At 70.3% G+C, this 17,107-nt stretch carries 20 protein-coding genes and 1 riboswitch; of the genes, 11 read left to right on the top strand and 9 right to left on the bottom strand.

Annotation, left to right across the window (positions count from 1 at the left end; genetic code table 11):
* Window positions 1–220 precede the first annotated feature (220 nt).
* Both BJ969_RS02525 and BJ969_RS02520 read right to left on the bottom strand, forming a co-directional pair.
* On the bottom strand, window positions 221–1,594 hold the full coding sequence (locus tag BJ969_RS02525; RefSeq protein ID WP_184476932.1) for a sensor histidine kinase: 1,374 nt from the start codon (window positions 1,592–1,594) through the stop codon (window positions 221–223).
* Window positions 1,595–1,605: 11 nt separating this feature from the next.
* A complete protein-coding gene (locus BJ969_RS02520) occupies window positions 1,606–2,352 on the bottom strand; it encodes a response regulator transcription factor (RefSeq protein ID WP_184476930.1) in 747 nt (248 codons plus the stop codon).
* A gap of 137 nt (window positions 2,353–2,489) precedes the next feature.
* Between BJ969_RS02520 and BJ969_RS02515 the strand changes: the two genes are divergently transcribed.
* The 4 genes from BJ969_RS02515 (at window position 2,490) to BJ969_RS02500 (ending at window position 6,041) form a co-directional block, all read left to right on the top strand.
* The gene (locus BJ969_RS02515; RefSeq protein ID WP_184476928.1) at window positions 2,490–3,635 is read left to right on the top strand and encodes a LolA family protein; all 1,146 of its coding nucleotides are present in this window, start codon (window positions 2,490–2,492) and stop codon (window positions 3,633–3,635) included.
* Window positions 3,635–4,612 (top strand): ABC transporter ATP-binding protein, encoded by a 978-nt coding sequence (locus BJ969_RS02510; protein WP_184476926.1) that lies wholly within the window; start codon window positions 3,635–3,637, stop codon window positions 4,610–4,612. The genes BJ969_RS02515 and BJ969_RS02510 overlap by 1 nt, the downstream gene beginning before the upstream one ends.
* Window positions 4,609–5,472 (top strand): ABC transporter permease, encoded by an 864-nt coding sequence (locus BJ969_RS02505; protein WP_184476924.1) that lies wholly within the window; start codon window positions 4,609–4,611, stop codon window positions 5,470–5,472. Before BJ969_RS02510 ends, BJ969_RS02505 begins: the two co-directional genes overlap by 4 nt.
* Window positions 5,473–5,633: 161 nt before the next feature.
* Entirely contained in the window at window positions 5,634–6,041 is a 408-nt protein-coding gene (locus tag BJ969_RS02500; RefSeq protein ID WP_184476922.1) for a GNAT family N-acetyltransferase, read from the top strand.
* Between the two features lie 8 nt (window positions 6,042–6,049).
* Here BJ969_RS02500 and BJ969_RS02495 read toward each other — a convergent pair whose 3' ends face one another.
* Genes BJ969_RS02495 through BJ969_RS02485 form a run of 3 tightly spaced genes read right to left on the bottom strand, consistent with a single transcriptional unit; the run spans window position 6,050 to window position 9,728 of the window.
* On the bottom strand, window positions 6,050–7,087 hold the full coding sequence (locus BJ969_RS02495; protein WP_184476920.1) for an ABC transporter ATP-binding protein: 1,038 nt from the start codon (window positions 7,085–7,087) through the stop codon (window positions 6,050–6,052).
* A complete protein-coding gene (locus tag BJ969_RS02490) occupies window positions 7,087–8,685 on the bottom strand; it encodes an ABC transporter permease (protein ID WP_184476918.1) in 1,599 nt (532 codons plus the stop codon). Before BJ969_RS02490 ends, BJ969_RS02495 begins: the two co-directional genes overlap by 1 nt.
* Window positions 8,682–9,728 (bottom strand): thiamine ABC transporter substrate-binding protein, encoded by a 1,047-nt coding sequence (locus tag BJ969_RS02485; RefSeq protein WP_184476916.1) that lies wholly within the window; start codon window positions 9,726–9,728, stop codon window positions 8,682–8,684. The genes BJ969_RS02490 and BJ969_RS02485 overlap by 4 nt, the downstream gene beginning before the upstream one ends.
* 45 nt (window positions 9,729–9,773) lie before the next feature.
* Window positions 9,774–9,884: riboswitch (TPP riboswitch) on the bottom strand.
* 69 nt (window positions 9,885–9,953) lie between these two features.
* Between BJ969_RS02485 and BJ969_RS02480 the strand changes: the two genes are divergently transcribed.
* Window positions 9,954–10,247 (top strand): 4a-hydroxytetrahydrobiopterin dehydratase, encoded by a 294-nt coding sequence (locus BJ969_RS02480; RefSeq protein ID WP_184476914.1) that lies wholly within the window; start codon window positions 9,954–9,956, stop codon window positions 10,245–10,247.
* A 2-nt stretch (window positions 10,248–10,249) separates the two neighbouring features.
* Here the strand turns inward: BJ969_RS02480 and BJ969_RS02475 are convergent, their stop codons facing one another.
* Complete coding sequence (locus BJ969_RS02475) at window positions 10,250–11,209, bottom strand: FAD-dependent oxidoreductase (RefSeq protein ID WP_184476912.1); 960 nt, start codon at window positions 11,207–11,209, stop codon at window positions 10,250–10,252.
* Window positions 11,210–12,124: 915 nt separating this feature from the next.
* On the opposite strand from BJ969_RS02475, the gene BJ969_RS02470 reads away from it, so the two are divergent.
* The 3 genes from BJ969_RS02470 to BJ969_RS02460 all read left to right on the top strand — a co-directional run bounded on the left by BJ969_RS02470 (window position 12,125) and on the right by BJ969_RS02460 (window position 13,819).
* The gene (locus BJ969_RS02470) at window positions 12,125–12,562 is read left to right on the top strand and encodes a DUF6157 family protein (protein WP_184476910.1); all 438 of its coding nucleotides are present in this window, start codon (window positions 12,125–12,127) and stop codon (window positions 12,560–12,562) included.
* 64 nt (window positions 12,563–12,626) lie between these two features.
* Window positions 12,627–12,971, top strand: a complete 345-nt coding sequence (locus BJ969_RS02465) for a VOC family protein (RefSeq protein ID WP_184476908.1) — start codon at window positions 12,627–12,629, stop codon at window positions 12,969–12,971.
* Window positions 12,972–13,606: 635 nt separating this feature from the next.
* On the top strand, window positions 13,607–13,819 hold the full coding sequence (locus BJ969_RS02460; protein WP_184476906.1) for a hypothetical protein: 213 nt from the start codon (window positions 13,607–13,609) through the stop codon (window positions 13,817–13,819).
* A 191-nt stretch (window positions 13,820–14,010) separates the two neighbouring features.
* Here the strand turns inward: BJ969_RS02460 and BJ969_RS02455 are convergent, their stop codons facing one another.
* Window positions 14,011–14,199: a hypothetical protein gene (locus tag BJ969_RS02455; RefSeq protein ID WP_184476904.1), complete on the bottom strand. Its 189-nt coding sequence runs from the start codon at window positions 14,197–14,199 to the stop codon at window positions 14,011–14,013.
* Window positions 14,200–14,265: 66 nt separating this feature from the next.
* Here BJ969_RS02455 and BJ969_RS02450 point away from each other — a divergent pair, with 66 nt between their 5' ends.
* Window positions 14,266–14,472, top strand: coding sequence for a MerR family transcriptional regulator (locus tag BJ969_RS02450; protein ID WP_343071180.1), 207 nt, complete (start codon window positions 14,266–14,268; stop codon window positions 14,470–14,472).
* Between the two features lie 35 nt (window positions 14,473–14,507).
* On the opposite strand, the gene BJ969_RS02445 is transcribed toward BJ969_RS02450, so the two are convergent.
* Window positions 14,508–15,158 (bottom strand): HAD family hydrolase, encoded by a 651-nt coding sequence (locus BJ969_RS02445; protein ID WP_184476900.1) that lies wholly within the window; start codon window positions 15,156–15,158, stop codon window positions 14,508–14,510.
* Window positions 15,155–16,000, bottom strand: coding sequence for a GntR family transcriptional regulator (locus tag BJ969_RS02440; protein WP_184476898.1), 846 nt, complete (start codon window positions 15,998–16,000; stop codon window positions 15,155–15,157). The genes BJ969_RS02445 and BJ969_RS02440 overlap by 4 nt, the downstream gene beginning before the upstream one ends.
* A 138-nt stretch (window positions 16,001–16,138) precedes the next feature.
* Here BJ969_RS02440 and BJ969_RS02435 point away from each other — a divergent pair, with 138 nt between their 5' ends.
* Window positions 16,139–16,477 (top strand): hypothetical protein, encoded by a 339-nt coding sequence (locus tag BJ969_RS02435; RefSeq protein WP_184476896.1) that lies wholly within the window; start codon window positions 16,139–16,141, stop codon window positions 16,475–16,477.
* Window positions 16,478–16,760: 283 nt separating this feature from the next.
* Window positions 16,761–17,036: a hypothetical protein gene (locus BJ969_RS02430; RefSeq protein ID WP_184476894.1), complete on the top strand. Its 276-nt coding sequence runs from the start codon at window positions 16,761–16,763 to the stop codon at window positions 17,034–17,036.
* The last annotated feature ends 71 nt before the right edge of the window (window positions 17,037–17,107 follow it).

The raw sequence follows: 17,107 nt of genomic DNA, 5'->3' as shown, positions 1-17,107 counted from the left end.
CGACACGGGCGAACATCCTGCCCCACACCCCGCGCGGCGGTCTCCGGGGTGGTTCCGGTTCGCGAAGTCGCTCGCCGAGCGGTTCAAGGCGCCCCTCGCACAGCGAGCGCGACCGCCCGGCAGGACGGCCGCCGCCGAGGTGGCGCGCTCGCTGCCGAGCGCTCCTGCGGCGGGATCGCGCTCGAGCCGGACGCTGCGCACCGCGTTCGCAGCGGCGACCTCACTGCTGACGGGGCACCGGCCGGAGCGGGCCGGGCAGCGGCCAGCGGACCTCGATCCGGGCGCCGCCCTCCGGCGATTCCGCCGCCTGCACCGAACCACCGCGCCCGCGCACGGCCTCCGCGACCAACGCGAGCCCGAGCCCGGACCCTCCGGTGCCACGAGCCCGATCGGGCTGCACCCGGTGGAACCGGTCGAAGACCAGGCCGCGGTGCGCGGCGGGGATGCCGGGGCCGTCGTCGTCGACGACCAGCCGGACGGACTCGGCCGCGGGCAGCAACGACACCCGCACCAGCGCCCGCGCGTACCGCAGCGCGTTGGTGATCAGGTTGTCCAGCACCCGCCCCACTTCCGCCTCGCCCGCGAGGATCACCACGGTTCCGGTCGGTGCGGTGACCCGCACCCTGGGGCCGGACCCGCGCAGGTTGGCCCGGTCCGCCGCGGCGCGCACGGCGCTGACGAGCTCGATCGGCTGGTGCTGCGGCTGCGAACCCGACTCGGCCCGCGCGAGCGCGAGCAGGCCGTCGACCAGGTCGGACAGCCGCCGCGCTTCGGCGGCGATGTCCTGCAAGGTCTCGTGCGCGAGTTCCGGATCGGGGTGCACGACCGCCACCTCGGCCTGCGCGCGGATGGAGGCAACCGGGTTGCGCAGCTCGTGCGCGGCGTCCCCGGTGAACCGCCGCAACCACTCGGTGTCCCCGTCCCGGCGGGCCAGCATCTCGTTGAGCGCCACGGCGAGCGCGCGCAGTTCGTCGTCGGCGTCGGAGACCGGCAACCGGTGTCCTTCCGGCAGGCTCACCGCGGCGAGCCGCATCCGTTCGACGGGTCGCAGCGATCTGCGCACGACGAGCCAGGTCGCGATCCCGACGGCCCCGGCGGCGAGGATCGGGCCGAGGGTCAGGGCACGTCCCGCGGTGCGCAGCGCGTCGCCGTGCCCCACCAGGTGCGCGGCTCCCAGCACCAGCCGCGGACTGCCCGCCGGGTCGGGCACGACCATGCCCACCCAGCGGTACAGGCCCTGGTCCACGCCGTACGAGGACGAATCGAGGAGGCCTTCGCCGCTCTTGAGCGCGCTGACCTCCCACGAGGTCAGTTCCGGAGGCGGCAGCCCATCGACGGGGGCGCCCGCAGTGTCCAAGATCCGGATCTCGCCGCCCGCGAGCCGGTTCGGCACGGCACCTGCCGCCACCTGGCGCGCGGTGGTGCCCACCTTCGTGCGCAGCTCGGTGTCGACCGATTCGATCAGCAGCCAGCTGATCAGCCCGACGCTGATGTGCGCCAGCACTCCGAGTCCGACGAGCGCGACCAAGGTCGCCACCGCGCTGGTCCGGAACTGGAGGGTGCGGCGCGCCCACCACGCGCGCAGCTGCCGCAACGGCCACCACCTCACGCGGACGAGCCCCCATCGCGGGTGAGCTTCGCGGGATCGGCCCCCGGTTCCTCGTCAGGCAGCTGCTCGGCGCTGATCTGGTAGCCGTGCCCGCGGACCGTGCGCACCAGGTGCTCGGCACCGACCGCGGCGAGCTTACGGCGCAGGTAACCGATGTAGACCTCGACGACGTTGCGGGTCACGAACTGGTCCGCTCCCCAGACGAGCCGCAGCAGGTCTTCCTTCGGCACCACCGTGCCCGGCCGACCGGCCAGTGCAACGAGCAGCCCGTACTCCCGCGGGGACAGCGTCACCGTCGATCCGGACCAGGTGACCTCGCGGCCGTCGCGATCGATCTCCAGCTCGCCCACCCGCAGCACGTCGTGGCGCACTGAGCTCTCACCACGTCGCGCCAAGGCGCGCACCTGCGCGGTCAGCACCAGGAAGGAGAAGGGTTTGACGAGGTAGCCGTCGGCACCGAGGTCGAGGCCGTCGGCCTGGTCGACTTCACCGTCCTTCGCCGAGAGCAGCAGCACCGGCGTGCTCACCCCTTGGCCGCGGAGGCGCTCCAGCACCCGGTAGCCCGACAGGCCGGGCAGCATCACGTCCAGCACCACCACGTCGAAGGAACCGGTCGAGGCGAGCCGCAGCGCCTCGGTTCCTTCGACGGCCACCGTGACCTCCATGCCTTCGGCGGTCAGGCCACGGCGCAACGCCGTCCGGACACCCGGTTCGTCATCGACCACCAACACCCGCGGCTGCATCTGCTCAGCATGCCGTGGCCGAACCCGCTCACGCACCGAGCCCTGAGATCCCTCTCAGCTTCCCCGGCCCGTTCTCAGGTCCATCTCAGTTCGGCAGGGCCACGCTCACGGCAGCGGATCGAAACCAGGAGGACCGCATGAAACGCAGGAATGTCGTGTTCGCCGCGTCGGCCGGTGGGCTGGCCGGACTGCTCGGCTTGACCGTGCTCACCCTGCCCGCCGGTGCTGACGAGGACCCGCAGCTGCCCCCGGTCGCCCCGGAGCAGCTGGTCGAATCGGTGCTGACGGCGACTCCCCCGGCGTTGTCCGGAACGGTTCGAGTGGACAACGCGTTGGGGCTGCCGTCGCTGCCCGGCGCCGACGGCGGCGCCGCTTCGATGCTCGCCGACGGAACCAGCACGCTTCGGGTGTGGAACGACGGACAGGGCCACAAGCGGGCTTCGATCCCGTCGGCCTCCGGCGAGGTGACCGTCGTCGACGACGGCTCCGCGATCTGGAAGTGGGACTCCGAGTCCCGCACCGCCACCAAGGGCGACAAGCAGCAGCACGGTCCGGGAACGCACGCCGGCGGCCCGGACGGCCGCGGCCCGGACGCCGCGGTGCAGGACCCGGCGACGTTGTCCCGCGAGATCGTCGGGCAGCTGCGGCGGACCAGCGACGTGGCGGTGGACGGCACCGCGCGGGTCGCGGGCCGGGACGCCTACGAGCTGGTGCTGACGCCGAAGCCCGCCGAGCGCACCGTGCTGCGCGAGGTCCGGCTGGCGGTGGACGCGCAGACGCGGTCGCCGCTGGAGGTCACCGTCCTGACCAACGGCTCGGACGACCCGGCGTTGCGCGCGGGCTTCTCCGACCTCGACCTGTCCCCGCCGGACCCGGCGATGTTCCGCTTCACCCCGCCGGACGGCGCGAAGGTCGAGGAACACCCCACCGGCGACCGGTCCCCGGCGGACCGCCCGCAGCACCCGGCCGGTCAGCACCCGACCGTGGTCGGCGACGGCTGGGACACGGTGGTCGTCACGCGCCTGCCGCAGACCACGCAGTCCCACGGCGAGCAGCCCCCGGGCGAGCAGTCGGGACGCCCCGGCTTCGCCCCGGAGCGGGGTGGCGAGCGGACGACCCCGCAGGCGCTGGCGCAGCAGCTCGGCAAGCCCGTCAACGGCCCGTGGGGTGAGGGCTGGCTGATCAGCACGAAGGTCGGTTCCGCATTGGTGACCGCCGATGGCCGGGTCGCAGCCGGCGCGGTGCCGGAGCAGGTGCTCACCGCCGCTGTCGGGACTCCGTGATGACCGAAGTGGCCGACCAGGCCGAACAGGTGGGGGCGGTCGCCGCCGCCCCCACCCCGGTCGAGGTGTACGCCGCGCGCACCTCCGGGTTGCGCAAGACCTACGGCGACACGGCCGCGGTGGCCGGAATCGATCTCGCGGTCCCGCGCGGCGCCGTGGTCGGGGTGCTAGGGCCGAACGGATCCGGCAAGACCACCACGATCCGGATGCTGCTGGGCTTGATCAGGCCGACGGCCGGTTCGGTGGAGCTGCTCGGTCACGCGTTGCCCGACGAGGCGGACCGAGTGCTGCCGAAGGTGGGCGCGCTGGTGGAGGGGCCGGGGTTCCACCCGTTCCTGTCCGGCCGGGAGAACCTGCTGCGCTGCGCGGCGATGGAGCCGAACCTGGCGAGCCAGGACATCCGCTCGGCGGTGGACGAGGCGTTGCGGCGGGTGGGGCTCACCGCTGCCGCCGACCGCCGGTTCCGCGGCTACTCGCTGGGCATGAAGCAGCGGCTGGGGTTGGCCGCGGCGCTGCTGGTACCGCGCGAGCTCGTGGTGCTCGACGAGCCCACGAACGGTCTGGACCCGGCGGGCACCAGGGAGATCCGGCAGATCATCGCCGAACTGCACGCGGTGGGCACGACGGTGCTGGTCTCCTCGCACCTGCTGGCCGAGGTCGAGGCGACCTGCACCCACGTGGCCGTGATGCACCGCGGCACGCTGGTCGCGCAGGGAGGGCTGGCGGAGCTGCTCGAGTCGGGCGGCCCGCACCTGATGATCTCCACGTCGGACCTCACCGCCGGCTTGGACGCGTTGCGGGACAACGGGATCTCCGCTCGCGTGGAACAGCAGGCCCTGCGCGTGGATCTGTCCGAAGTGGACGCTCCGGAGGTGCTGGCGACGCTGGTGCGCGCCGACGTCGGGGTGCACGAGGCGCGGCGCGGGCGCGCGGGCCTCGAGGACCTGTTCGCCCGGCTCACCGAGGAGGAGTCATGACCGCGACCGTGTCCGCCGAGGTTTCCCCGGCACCCGCCGGGCGCCGATCGGCGCCGCTGGCGCGGGTGCTGCTGGCCGAGTTCCGCTGGGTGCTGCGCCGCCCGCGCAACCTGCTCGCGCTGCTGATGCTGGCGGGACTGCCGGTCCTGATCGGGGTGGGGATCGCGCTGACCGGTGGACCGGGCAGCGGCGGGGGCCCGGGGCTGCTGAGCTCGGTCGCGGGCAACGGCCTGGTGCTGCCGGTGGCGAGCATCCTGCTGGCGCAATCGATGCTGCTGCCGCTGGTGGTGGCGATGGTCGCGGCGGACGCGATCGCGGGCGAGGCGTCCCACGGCACGCTGCGCGGTCTGCTGATCGCGCCGCTCGGCCGGGTTCGCCTGGTGGGCGTCAAGTCCGCGGGCGTCCTGCTGATGGTCCTGCTGTCGGTGCTGGTGCTCGCCGTGAGCGGCCTGCTCACCGGTTTGATCATCGTCGGCGGGGACGGCTTGGTGACGTTGTCCGGGACGACGCTGTCGCTGGGCGCCGCGCTGGGCAGGATCGCGCTGGCAGTGCTCTGGTGCGCGGCGCAGATGGCGGCGATCGGCGCGGTGGCGCTGGCGCTGTCCTCGCTGACCGAGCACCCGCTCGTGGTGATGGCCGGGACGATGGCGGCGCTCATCGTGTTCGGCGTGCTGGGGACGGTGCCGTCGCTGGAGTGGCTGCGTCCGCTGCTGATCACCACCGACTGGTCCGCCGTGATCGACGTGCTGCGGGATCCGATCTTCACGGACACCTTGTCCACGGGCCTGCTGCGAGCCGGTTGCTACCTGGTCATCGGCCTGTCCGCGACGGTGTTGCGCATGGTCACCCGAGACGCGTGACCCCGTGCCCGCCTGAGCATCCGCGGACCGCGGAAGCTCAGGCGGGCCGTAACCCTGTGACCCGGTGCAGCGGGACGCCACCGCAGCCCGGACAACGCGTCGATCGCCGCCCCCCGGAAAATCGACGACAGCCGCAGCGAGCGGGCCCCTAGGCTGCGGGGGTGGAATTCGAAGTCGATGACGACCCGCGACGCGTCGATCGCGACGCCGTGTGGGAGTTCCTGTCCACCGAGGCGTACTGGGGCCGCAACCGGACCAGGGAAGCGTTCGACCGCCAAGTCGACGGCGCGTGGCGCATCGTCGCCGCCTACCGGAAGCAGGACGGCCGGTTGCTCGGCTTCGCCCGAGCCTTCTCGGACGGAGTGCTCAGCGCGTACCTCGCGGACGTGTTCGTCCTGCCCGCCGCGCGCGGGCACGGGGTGGGCGTCGAGCTGGTGCGGGCCATGATCGAGGACGGGCCGGGCCGGGACTTCCGGTGGATGCTGCACACGGCGGACGCGCACGGCCTGTACGAGCGGTTCGGATTCGCGGCGCCCGACTCGGATTTCCTGGAACGACCGTCCGGCTGAGCGGCCGTTCAGTCCCCGCCGACGAGCGCGATTCCGTCGGGGTCCAGCCTCAGCCGCACCTCGTCTTCGATCGCGGGCGCGTCGGCGATGTGCGCGACCGCCTCCACCCGGCCGAACTCGGGCACGTTCACCGCGAGCCGCACGTGATCGTGCCGGTGGACGCGTTCCCGCACGGTGCCGACCGGTTCGGCTCCGCCGGGGACGTCGGGCCGGGCCCGCTCGGCGCGCACTCCGGCGGCGCGCAGGCCGAGCCGCGCGTCGCCGTCCTTCGCGGTCACCTCGACGGTCCCCAGCGCGCAGGTCGCCGTTCCGTCGCGGACGGTCGCCGGTAGGAACGTGGTGCAGCCGAGGAATTCGGCCACTTCGTCGTCGGCGGGGTGCCGCCACAGCAGTGCGGGCGTGTCGGCCTGCAGGACCGCGCCCCGCGCCATGACGGCGACCCGATCGGCGAGGGTGAACGCCTCGTCGTGGTCGTGCGTGACGACCAGCGCGGTCGACGGGCCCTGCCCGAGCAGCGCGGCGAGGTCGACGGCGAGCCGTTCCCGGAGCATCCGGTCGAGCGCGGACAGCGGTTCGTCCAGCAGCAGCAGTTCCGGGTCGGCGGCGAGCGCGCGGGCGAGCGCGACCCGCTGGGCTTCGCCGCCGGATAGGTCGGTGACCCGGCGCGCGCCGTATCCGGCGAGGCCGACCAGCTCCAGCAGTTCCGCGACGCGCGCGGCTCGGGCGGCCCCGCCGACGCCGCGCATCCGCGGCCCGAAGCCGACGTTGCCCGCCACGTCGCGGTGCGGGAACAGCTGCCCGTCCTGGAAGACCATCCCGAACCTGCGCTGGTGCACCGGGACCGCGTCGAGGTCGCGCCCGTTCCAGCGCACCGCTCCCGCCGTGGGCCGTTCCAGCCCGGCGACGGTCCGCAGCAGGGTGGACTTGCCGCAACCGGACGGCCCGAGCAGCGCCAGGACCTCGCCGTCCAGCACGGACAGATCCACCTCTCGCACCGCCGTCGTCTCGCCGAAGCGGACGGTGAGCCCGTGCACTTCCAGCCCCATCAGAATTCCTCCACGGCGTCGGTACGTCCTCGGAGCCGCTCGATGAGCACGACGCCGAGCACGGTGACGATCATCAGCAACGTGCACGCGGCGTAGGCGAGTTGCGAATTGAGCTCGCCGGGCCTGCCGAGCAGCCGGGCGATGGCCACGGGCAGGGTCGGCGCGTCGGGCCGGGCGAGGAAGCCGGTGGCACCGAACTCGCCGAGCGCGATGACGAATCCGAAACCCGCCGCGGCCAGCACGGTTCGCGCGGCGAGCGGAACGTCGATCTCGCGCCGGACCCGCCACGGCCCGGCGCCCAACGTCGCGGCGGCCTGGCGCAGTCGTTCGTCGATGGCCCGCAGCACCGGCAGCACCATGCGGATCACCAGCGGTGTCACCACCAGCGCTTGCGCGAACGGCACCAGCAGCGGCGAGGTCCGCAGATCTCCCGGCAGCGAACCGAGCGTGATCAGGTACCCGAAGCCGACGGTCACCGCGGACACGCCCAGCGGCAGCATCAGGGCCAGGTCGAGGCTTTCGGCGACGGCCCGGCGCCGGATCGCGACGAGCACGAAAGACGCCAGCAGCCCGAACAGCAGCGCCATCCAGGTCGCGTCGACGGCGGTGCGCACCGAGTTGAGCGCCGCTTCGAGCCCGGTGACCTCCAACGTCCCGTTCTGCCCGGTGCCCAGCAGCGCCCGGTACCCCGCGAGCCCCCACCCGTCCCTGGTGGACACCGATCGCAGCAGCAAGGTCACGATCGGCGTGCCGAGCCCGCACAGCACCAGCCCGGCGAGCCCGACGACCCACCACTCCGCTCCCTGCGGACGCCGCGCGGTGTCGGACGGCGCGCGCAGCCGCAGCGCCGTTTCCCGGCGTCGTCGCGCGACGGTCGCGACCAGCAGCGCGGCGACGACGGCCGCGAGCTGCAGCAGCGACAGCGCCGCCGCGCCGGGGAGGTCCAGCAGCTGCACGGTGCGCAGGTAGATCTCCGTCTCCAGCGTCCGCAGCTCACCACCCCCGAGCACCAGCACCACGCCGAAGCTGGTGGCGCTGAACAGGAACACGACCGAGGCGGCCGATCCCAGTGCGGGCAGCAGCGCGGGCAGCGTCACCGAGGTGAACGCGCGCAACCGGCTCGCGCCGAGCGATCGGGCAGCGTCCTCCATCCGCCGGTCGAGGTGGCTCCACAGCCCGCTCACGGTGCGCGCGACGACGGCGACGTTGAAGAACGCGTTGGCCAGCACGATCGCGAGCACCCCGGCATCGGCGCCGAACAACGCCCGGAACGCCATGCCCACCACGATCGTCGGCAGCACGAACGGCACGGTCACCGCGACCCGCAGCAGCCCGCGGCCGGGGACCGCGAGCCGGGCCAGCACGTAGGCCAGCGGCAGTCCCGCCAGCAACGCGACGGCGGTGGACGCGGCGGCTTGCCCGAGCGTGAAGCCCACGAGCCGCCACGTCGACGGCTCGACCAGCACCGCCCCGGCTTCACCGCGCAGTCCCAGCCCGACGATCGCCGCGACGGGCCAGGCGAAGAACAGCCCGAGGAAACCGAGCACGATCACCGCGGCGAGCGCCACGGGCAACCGCCGGCGGAGGCCGTGGTTCATCCCCGCACCAGCGTCCGCCACTGCTCCACCCAGCGGTCCCGGTTGCGTTCCACCTCGGCGGCGGGCAGCTCCGCCGGGTCCTGCGGCAGCGGCGCGCTCTCCGCCCAGCCCGGAGGCAGCGCGACCCCGTCGACCGCGGGGTACACGTACATCTGGTCCGGCACCTGCGCTTGGAATTCAGGTGAGAGCAGGAAGTCGACGACTTCACCGGCGGCCTGCGGGTCCTTCGCCCCGGCCAGCACACCGGCGTACTCGACCTGCCGGTAGCAGGTGTCGAGCAGTGCCCGAGTCCGGGGCCGACCGGTCTCGTCGACCTCCGCTGCGGGCGAGGAGGCGTAGGACAGCACGATCGGCCGCGGCCCCTGCCCGGTGGCTCCGGAGAAGTCCTGGTTGTAGGCCTCTTCCCACCCGGCGGAGAGCTTCACGTCGTTCGCGGTCAGGTCCCGCCAGTAGTCCTGCCAGCCGGGATCGCCGAAGGCGGCGACGGTGCCGAGCAGGAACGCGAGCCCGGGTGAGGACGTCGTCGGGTCCGGTAACGCGATCAGCCCGCGGTAGCGGGGGTCGGTGAGGTCGCGCAACGTCGCGGGCTCCGGCACCCGGTGCTGCGCGAACCAGCCGGTGTCGATGTTCAGGCACACGTCGGCGACGTCGATCGCGGTGAGCCGCTGCTCCTGGTCCTGCGCGTACCGCTGCGGTCCGCGTTCGGCCGCGGCGGACCGGTGCGGCGCGAACACGCCTGCGCCGAGCGCGCGGGACGCGAACGTCGAGTCGACGCCGTAGGCGACGTCGCCGAGCGGCGCGGCTCGGGACAGCACCAGCTTGTTCGTCAGCTCGCCCGCGTCACCGCTGTTGCGGACTTCCAGGTGGATGCCGCTGCGCCGTTCGAAGTCGGCGAGCACGGCGGGGTCGGCGACGAACGAATCGTGCGCGACGAGCGTGACGGTGCGCGCGGCGGGCTCCGGGCCGGAGCTCCCGATGAGCGAGCACCCGGTGGTGAGCGAGGCGACCGCAAGGGCGGCGACCCAGCGCAGGTAACGGTTCAACGGTCCTCCCGAGCAGCACACGGCAACGGCCACGTGTGCAACGTCGAGCTGATCGCGACACCTCCCTGCGCCGGCATGATCCGGTTCAGGTGCGGACGGTCGAGGGGATTCGCCCCTCCTCTCAGCCCAGCGCGCTGGACTCCCGTGGCGACGGCAGTCTACGTGTCACCGCTCCGGGTGGGGCCGACGGTCGCAATCCGGCCGGTCGACCACCACCATGGAGCCATGACCGAACTGCTGAACGACACCCAGGTCGCCGAAGCGCTCGCCGGACTGCCGGAGTGGGCCCAGGACGGAACCACGATCACGCGGACGGTGGAGTTCGCGAGCTTCCCGCAGGCCATCCAGGGCGTGAACCGGATCGCGGAGATCGCCGAGAGCGAGAACCACCACCCGGACATCGACATCCGCTGGCGCAAGGTCACGTTCTCGCTGTCGACGCATTCGCAGGGCGGCATCACGGCGAAGGACGTCACGCTGGCGGAGGAGATCGACGGGGTCGTCGACGCCCTGTCCTGACCTCAGCCGGTCAGCACCAGCTCGGCGGCTTCCGCGGCGCAGCCCCAGGACAGCGCGACGCCGCACCCGGAGTGCCCGTAGTTGTGCACGACGGTGCCGCCGCCGAACCGCTCGACCTCCAGCCTGACCGCGTCCCGTCCGGGGCGGAGTCCCACGGTCTCGCCGAGCACGTCGGCTCCGGCGAGCAGCGGTTCGACGTGCGCGCAGCGCCGCAGGATGGCGGCGCCCGCTTCGCGTCCGGGGATGCGCGACCAGTCCTGGTCGACCGCGGTACCGCCGAGCACCACGTGGTCGCCGTGCGGCATGTACGCGGTGAACTCGGGGCCGGCTCCGATCTCCACGAAGTACTCGGTGACACCGGGGTTGCGCACGACGACGTGCTGGCCCCGCACGGGACGCACTCCGGGATCGCCGACGAGTTCGTGCGCGCCCACTCCGGTGCAGTTCACGACCCTGCCCGCTTCCTCGACCGCTTCGACCAGCGAGGACACCGGGCTGAGCAGCAGTTCCCCACCGGCGGCCCGGAACCGCTCGGTGAGGTGGTCGAGGTAGCGCGGCATGTCGATCAGCGGCGCGGTCGCCCGGTAGCCGCTGACGAACCCGTCCGGTAGCTCGTCGGGTGCGCAACGGCGCAGGTCGGGCAGCAGCAGCGCCTCGGGCGGCAGCTGGTCGCCGAGGTCGACGCGGGCCGCCATCCGCCCGGCGGCGAGGTGCACGCCGCTGGTGTCGTCGGCGGCGAGTTCGACGAGGCGGTGGTAGGTGCGGGCGACCCAGCCCTGAACGCGGTCGGCGGGTTGCAGCAGCGCCGGCCCCCACATCGCCCCGGCGACGGCCGAGGTGGTCTCGGCGGGCCGTTCGTCGGTGCGGATGCGCACCGGGACACCGGCTTCGGCGAGGGTGACGGCGGTGCTGAGACCGGTCACTCCGGCACCGATGACCAGGACGGGCTCGGTGGTAGCCATCTTCGGCACGCTAGCAGCGATGCCCGCTGCGCACGGCCCGCTTCGACGGGCGCGGGCGGACGGTGGCCGTCACCCCGTCGACGGCGGGGCGGGAGCAGTGCTCGAACGGTGCGGGGTGGGCGGCGGCGCCCGCCGCATCGCGCGCGGCGGGCTATCCCGCGAAATCGCGGATTTCGCCTGCTAGTCCTCAAGAATGGTGATCGTTCCGGTGTCACCACAGTTACCGCAACCCTTGCCGTTGCAGTCCCCGCAGATCGAGGTGATGAGCTGCATGGGCACAACTTAAAGCGGCCGGTAACGCCATGCGAATCATGACACCCGGCGCTTCTACCAGCAGCTGAGCGGCACCAGCGCTCAGCTACCGGCACCTCGCAACGTTTCACCCGAATGTGCCGGATCCGCATTCGGCACTCCGGAGAATTCCGCGTGAGCCGCACCCCGACCCCCGATCAGGGGTCAACCGATCGACAACGACAGCAATCGTTTCCCGGCACCTCCGCTCGAACGCATCGCGGCCCGTTCTCCGGCCAACCCGAGACCGGCTTCCCGAATCGCACCGGCTTCCGCGCTCCTCCCCGGTACGCCGTCAACTTGAACCCGATCTACCTGCGGATTCCTCGCCGCGGCAGTCACCCAGGACTGACCGCCCATCTTTGATCTTGTATTTCCAGGTGAGCGGCGTTCGTGGTCGTTTGTCCTGTCAGCGGCGAAGCCGCTGAGCAGTGACCAGCCTGAGCAACAAGACCACCGGCGGGTTCTCAGCGGCTTCCTCGCGAGGACAGCGATTTCGCCGTGCACGGCATACATCAGAAATCGCGATCACACCGGCAAAAGGGCAGCGAGGAAGCCGCTGAGGTTCCGCTGAGCGACCCGCTACGCAAAACCGAGGTCGAAGACAGGCAGTAAAGTTGCGCCATGGAGCGGGTGGATTACGTGGACACGTTCATCGCCGTGGCCGAGGACTGCCCGGCGAAGACGGGAACGGTGCCCCCGGCCAAGGGCGATGATCCTTCTGTCTCCGCGCGCACCTACGCGCTGATCGCGGGGCATCCGTACGAGTTCACGTCCGGCGACGTCCTGTTCACCGTCTTCGCGGATCGGCAGGGCATCCCGGACGAAGATCGGGTCCACGCCCGCCTCGAGTTCTTCGCGCGCAGCCAGCCGTGCCTGCGTTCCTCCCAGCTCGGCAAGCGCTACGGCTGGGGCATCCACGCCGACGCCCGCGGCCGCCTGGCCTTGTACGCCGTGGACGGCCCGGAGTACGCGGAGTTCACCTCCGGCCGGCGAAGCGCCGACTCGGGCGCACCGATCACCCTCACGAGGGCCATGCGCAACTCGCGCGCGCGGCCGTGATCACCGTTCGCGCGGAACCCGGCGGCACTGGCCACGACGTCGGCGACCGCCGCATACTCCGGCGGTGGACCTCAAACGAGCCGTGCCGATCCTGACCGTGCCCGAGCTGCCCACCGCCGTCGCGGCGTACCAGCGAGTGCTGGGGTTGGACGTGCTGATGGACCACGGCTGGATCGCCACCTTGGGCAGCGGCGGCACGGCCCAGTTCAGCCTCATGACCACCGACCGCACCGCCCCCTGCAACCCCGTCGCGTCGCTGGACGTCGCCGACGTCGACTCCGCGCACGACGAGGTCGTGCGCCAGGGCTTCGAGGTCGTCCACCCGCTGACCGACGAGGAGTGGGGCGTTCGGCGCTTCTTCTTCCGCGACCCCGGCGGCAACGTCATCAACGTGCTCACCCACCGCTGACCCCGCCCCGACGCAACCCTCAGGAGCAACGCCGCCGGTCACACGTTGAAGCGGAACGAATTTGCGCGGACGCGCTACCAGCGAAAACATCCGCGATAGCTGCCCTGACCTGCTCAGACGTTGTCTGCAACTTATCAACGTTTGGCGGCCGTTTTTGGCGTCCTGACGAGCGGCTGACGAATGATCACGTCGCACCACCTGCCCGCTGCCCTCACCCCGTCGACCTGGCTTCAGCCCGATCAGGTCGTGTCAAGGGGGCCACCTCTGAGCTTCACCGTACCGGTAGCTCGGGGGCGGCCCCCTTGACGCGTCCTGATAGCCCGTGTGGAGGTCGATGGGGTGAGGGCACGCCAGCATCCCCCTGAACCGCGGGCTACCGCATCCGCCCCTCACCCTGTTGGCCTGCCGCCCGGCGAGGGCATCCGTGGTCCGCGTTCAGCCCTAATGCCGGCATAAATCCCACCGGCAGAAAACCCCTGGTCAGCACTCCTTGAAGGGGACCACAGCCAGGCAACCCACTACGCCCGGCGAGACGAGGCCGCCCGTAGGAACTGGCCAGACGACCACCATGTCCACGCGACCACACCGCGATTGATCGAGAGGCCGACCTCCTCACCAGGCGCGATCATCCCGGCATGGAACGAGTAACGATCAACTTGGATGACCTCACAGCCGCTGACCGCGAAGCGCTCCACAATCGCGCTCACAGCGACGGCAGGGAGATCGAAGACGTAGTGCTCGAACTGATCCGCGCGGGGCTCCACGGCTCGGTGCACAACGTCAACACCGGCCACGTGAGCGGACCCAGCATCCAGACCGGGCGCATCGACGGCGATATCAGCTTCTGAGGCCCCTTCACGCGCCCCTGGCCGCCTGCCTTCCGCCTTTGGGCCGCGCGCGGGTCGCCGGGACCGGCCGGAGGCCGCACGCCCGGCGTGCCCGCTTGCGCGGCCCAGCAAAACAGCAGGCAGGCGGCCCCGAAGGGGCCGCCCTTGATGAAGAAAAGAAACTCCTCACACGAACGCTGAGACCGCGACGGCTACTCGCTCGCGTCGATGATGAGTGGCGCATCGCCCTGAACCCGTAAAGCGTGGGCGAGATTGATCAAATCCTCGGCGAGCGCGTTCCGCTCCGCCGCCGTCATCTCGCCTGCGCCGAGGTCGAACGCCGCCTGATCAAGCGCCCATTGCATCTGGCGCGCTAGCACGCTGATCGCCCTAGTCTCCATCGGACAATCGTTGCATTCGATGCGTCCGTATACAAGCGTGGCCGATCGAGGGCAAGCGGGGCGTTTGTGGGTCATCGTTGCTGCGTGGCAGGCAGGCTTGTGCCTACGGGTGTGGCAGCGAAAGAGATCGGCGTGGATCGAGCGACGCTGGTCCGCTGGTGGCAGCGCGGCCTGGTCAAGCCGCCGGTGGTGACGGCTGGCGGTCATGCCCGTTGGGACACGGAAAGGCTTCGCCTGGATCTGCGGGCGCACCGCGAGCAAGAAGATGGGTGAAACACCGCTCGCCGTATCCAGCCGAAGCCCGCGTGCTAGCTCCTGAGTTCGCTCATGTGCTCGATGACGGCAGTGGGCTGGTGTGCTTCCAGTAGCTCCCGCTTGCCGCGCTTGTTCGCATAAGCGATCACTGGAATGCCGACCGCTTGAGCCGCGAAAACATCCGTCAGCGAATCTCCGATCATGACCGTGTCGCCGAGGCGCGCTTCCATCGCGGTCAACGCCTGGTTCAGCAAGAACGGATGAGGCTTCAAGAGCGCCGGGTCTGCACCCTCGCGGGCACTGATGCCCTCGACAAGTGGGCGCATCTCGTACATGTCGAGGTATGCCAAAACCGCCGCCTGCGAGTTGTTCGACACGATGAACACTCGCTGCTCCCGTTCTCGCAGAGTCCGTAAAAGGGCTTCTACTCCCGGCGTGGCCGGAGCGCTGGCGATGGCTCGAACTTCCAGCTCCCGCAACTTGCCTTCGACTAGTGCGGGCTGGTCGTCCTGCTCGGCTGCATGCTTGAGGACGTCGAACGGGTCTCGACTCTGGGCGACCGACCCAGGAAGCTCCCCGTCAAGGAACCCTCGCAACTCGTCGGCTACAACTCGGTCCGGCAACCCTCCAAACACGGCGCAGACGGGGCCGTCGAAGTCCAACAGCACGTGTCGACAGCCTGCGAGAATCCCGGCGGCGGTCACGGCGAAACCTCTCGGCCGACCGTGCTCCACACGCTGTCGAACCACATCTGCGATTGCTGCACGAAGATCCCACTCAGCGACTCGTCGCCAGGCTCAGTTGCGTAGTGCAACAGCGTGGCGTCCTTACCCATCAGATCCCACATTGGCGTGTCCTCGCCGTCTAGCGGGACCGTGTGCTCTTGCACGGGGTAGTAGCCGAAGAACGCTTCGAGCTGGTTGATCAGGTACAGCTTGAACAACGGCACGGCGGGATACACCCGGAGTTCGGCGGTCGCGTCGGCGATCAGCCCGCGCCTGCCCAACTCGTTCACTGACTCCACGATTGCGTGCGTGTGCCGCTGCATGATGCCCGCGGCGCGCTTCCGGAACGCTGGACTGTCCGACAGGTCTTCAACCTTCGCAGGTAGAGACCAGGGCATTTCCGTATCCGGAACGAGTAGGCGCACCCGGATCGAATCGGGACGGAGCCGACCAACCCGGATCTTGTCGAGGGGCTCAGTAATTGCACCGTGCAGCGTCTCCCCCGAGAAGCCAGCAAAGTCCAGGGTGACGTTGTCCTGCTCGAACGCGTGCTCCAAGTGCGGACGCAGCCCAATCGGCCGCTCCGTGCGCTCTCGGACGAAGACGCCACTCCCTTGCCGAGAAACCACTAGCCCCTCGTCACGCAGGATGCGGATCGCCTGCTGCACGGTCATCCGCGCAACGCTGTAGCGCTTCGCCAGCTCCGCTCCAGAGGGAAGCTTCTCGCCTGGGGTCAGCGTCCGCGTCAAGATCGCTGCACGTAGAGCGTTCGCAACCTGCTGGTAGGGCGGACGGGGGTCATCGGGATCAAGTTCCTGCATACGCCCAGGTTAACGCCTTGAACCTCGATCTGACTAGCCATGTTGGCCAACCTGTTGACATGGCTAGCCATGCTGCCCTAATCTGTACATGGCTAGCCAAGCTGGCCCACTGAAAACGCAGACGAACGAGGTGCAGAGATGCTGAAGAACGTTCCGGTCCAGTTCGAGGGCTACAAGGTGCGGGCGCTGGAGGCGCCGACGGTGAAGATGTTCCAGAACGACGCAGGGAAGATGGAGACGCAGACCGACCGCGACGGCGCCCCGCTGTATGAGCTGAGTGTGTTCCTGCGCCAGCACGCCGTGGAGGGCCAGCGCACCCCGAAGGGCTTCGAGGTCAAGGTGACCTTGGAGACGGAGCCGCAGGAGCCGCTGGAGGACGCGGTGGTCGAGCTGATCAACCCGCGCATCTCGCAGTGGGCGCGCAACGGCCGCGAGGGCGTGTCGGTCCGCGCGGTGGGCGCGAAGCTCGCGAACTGATCCCCGCTGTTGATTCCCGGATTCTGCATCCGGTTTCTGATGTGACTTTCTAAGCCGTTCTGGCTGCTTGTTCTTTAACAAAACCATAGTGGGCCGAACTATGCCTTTTTCCGGCGTGAATTGACCGCCGGAATGCTGGATGAAACGCCGCGAGGCGTCGCCGGGAAAGAGACCGGCCTGATGAGTCCCGCAGGGCATGTCAGCACTTCAACGCAAAGGGGTGCGTTATGACGGGTGACGTCGTCGAGTTGGGCGCGATCGGCAGCAGCGGCGGTGACAACGCATGAAGTTCCAGGAAAGTCCCCATTGGGAAACATTCGAGAAGTTTGCTCGGGTCTTTGAAGACGCGAAGGCGATCACGGGGTCGTTGAGGGGCTGTGTTGCTGAAGCCGAGTCCCTTCCGGCTACCGGCGCTTTTCCCGGCGCTGCGGTTGCAGAGTCGGCGCGTGAGGCCATGCAGAAGATGAGTGTGGTGTCCGGGTTGGTCGATCAGGCCATGGATTCGCTAGCAACGCTGATCAAGGTCGATGAAGAAGACCGAATGCTGCACGGACACTGAGAGGAGTTCGGGCGTGATCGAAATCCTGGGTTTTCACGGTTCCGGGTGTGTTGAGTCGAAGTGGGGAGGTG

Source organism: Saccharopolyspora gloriosae, from assembly GCF_014203325.1.
Taxonomy (GTDB): domain Bacteria; phylum Actinomycetota; class Actinomycetes; order Mycobacteriales; family Pseudonocardiaceae; genus Saccharopolyspora_C; species Saccharopolyspora_C gloriosae.
Note: the sequence above shows the minus strand (reverse complement) of the source record. Positions and strands in the feature narration are given on the sequence as shown.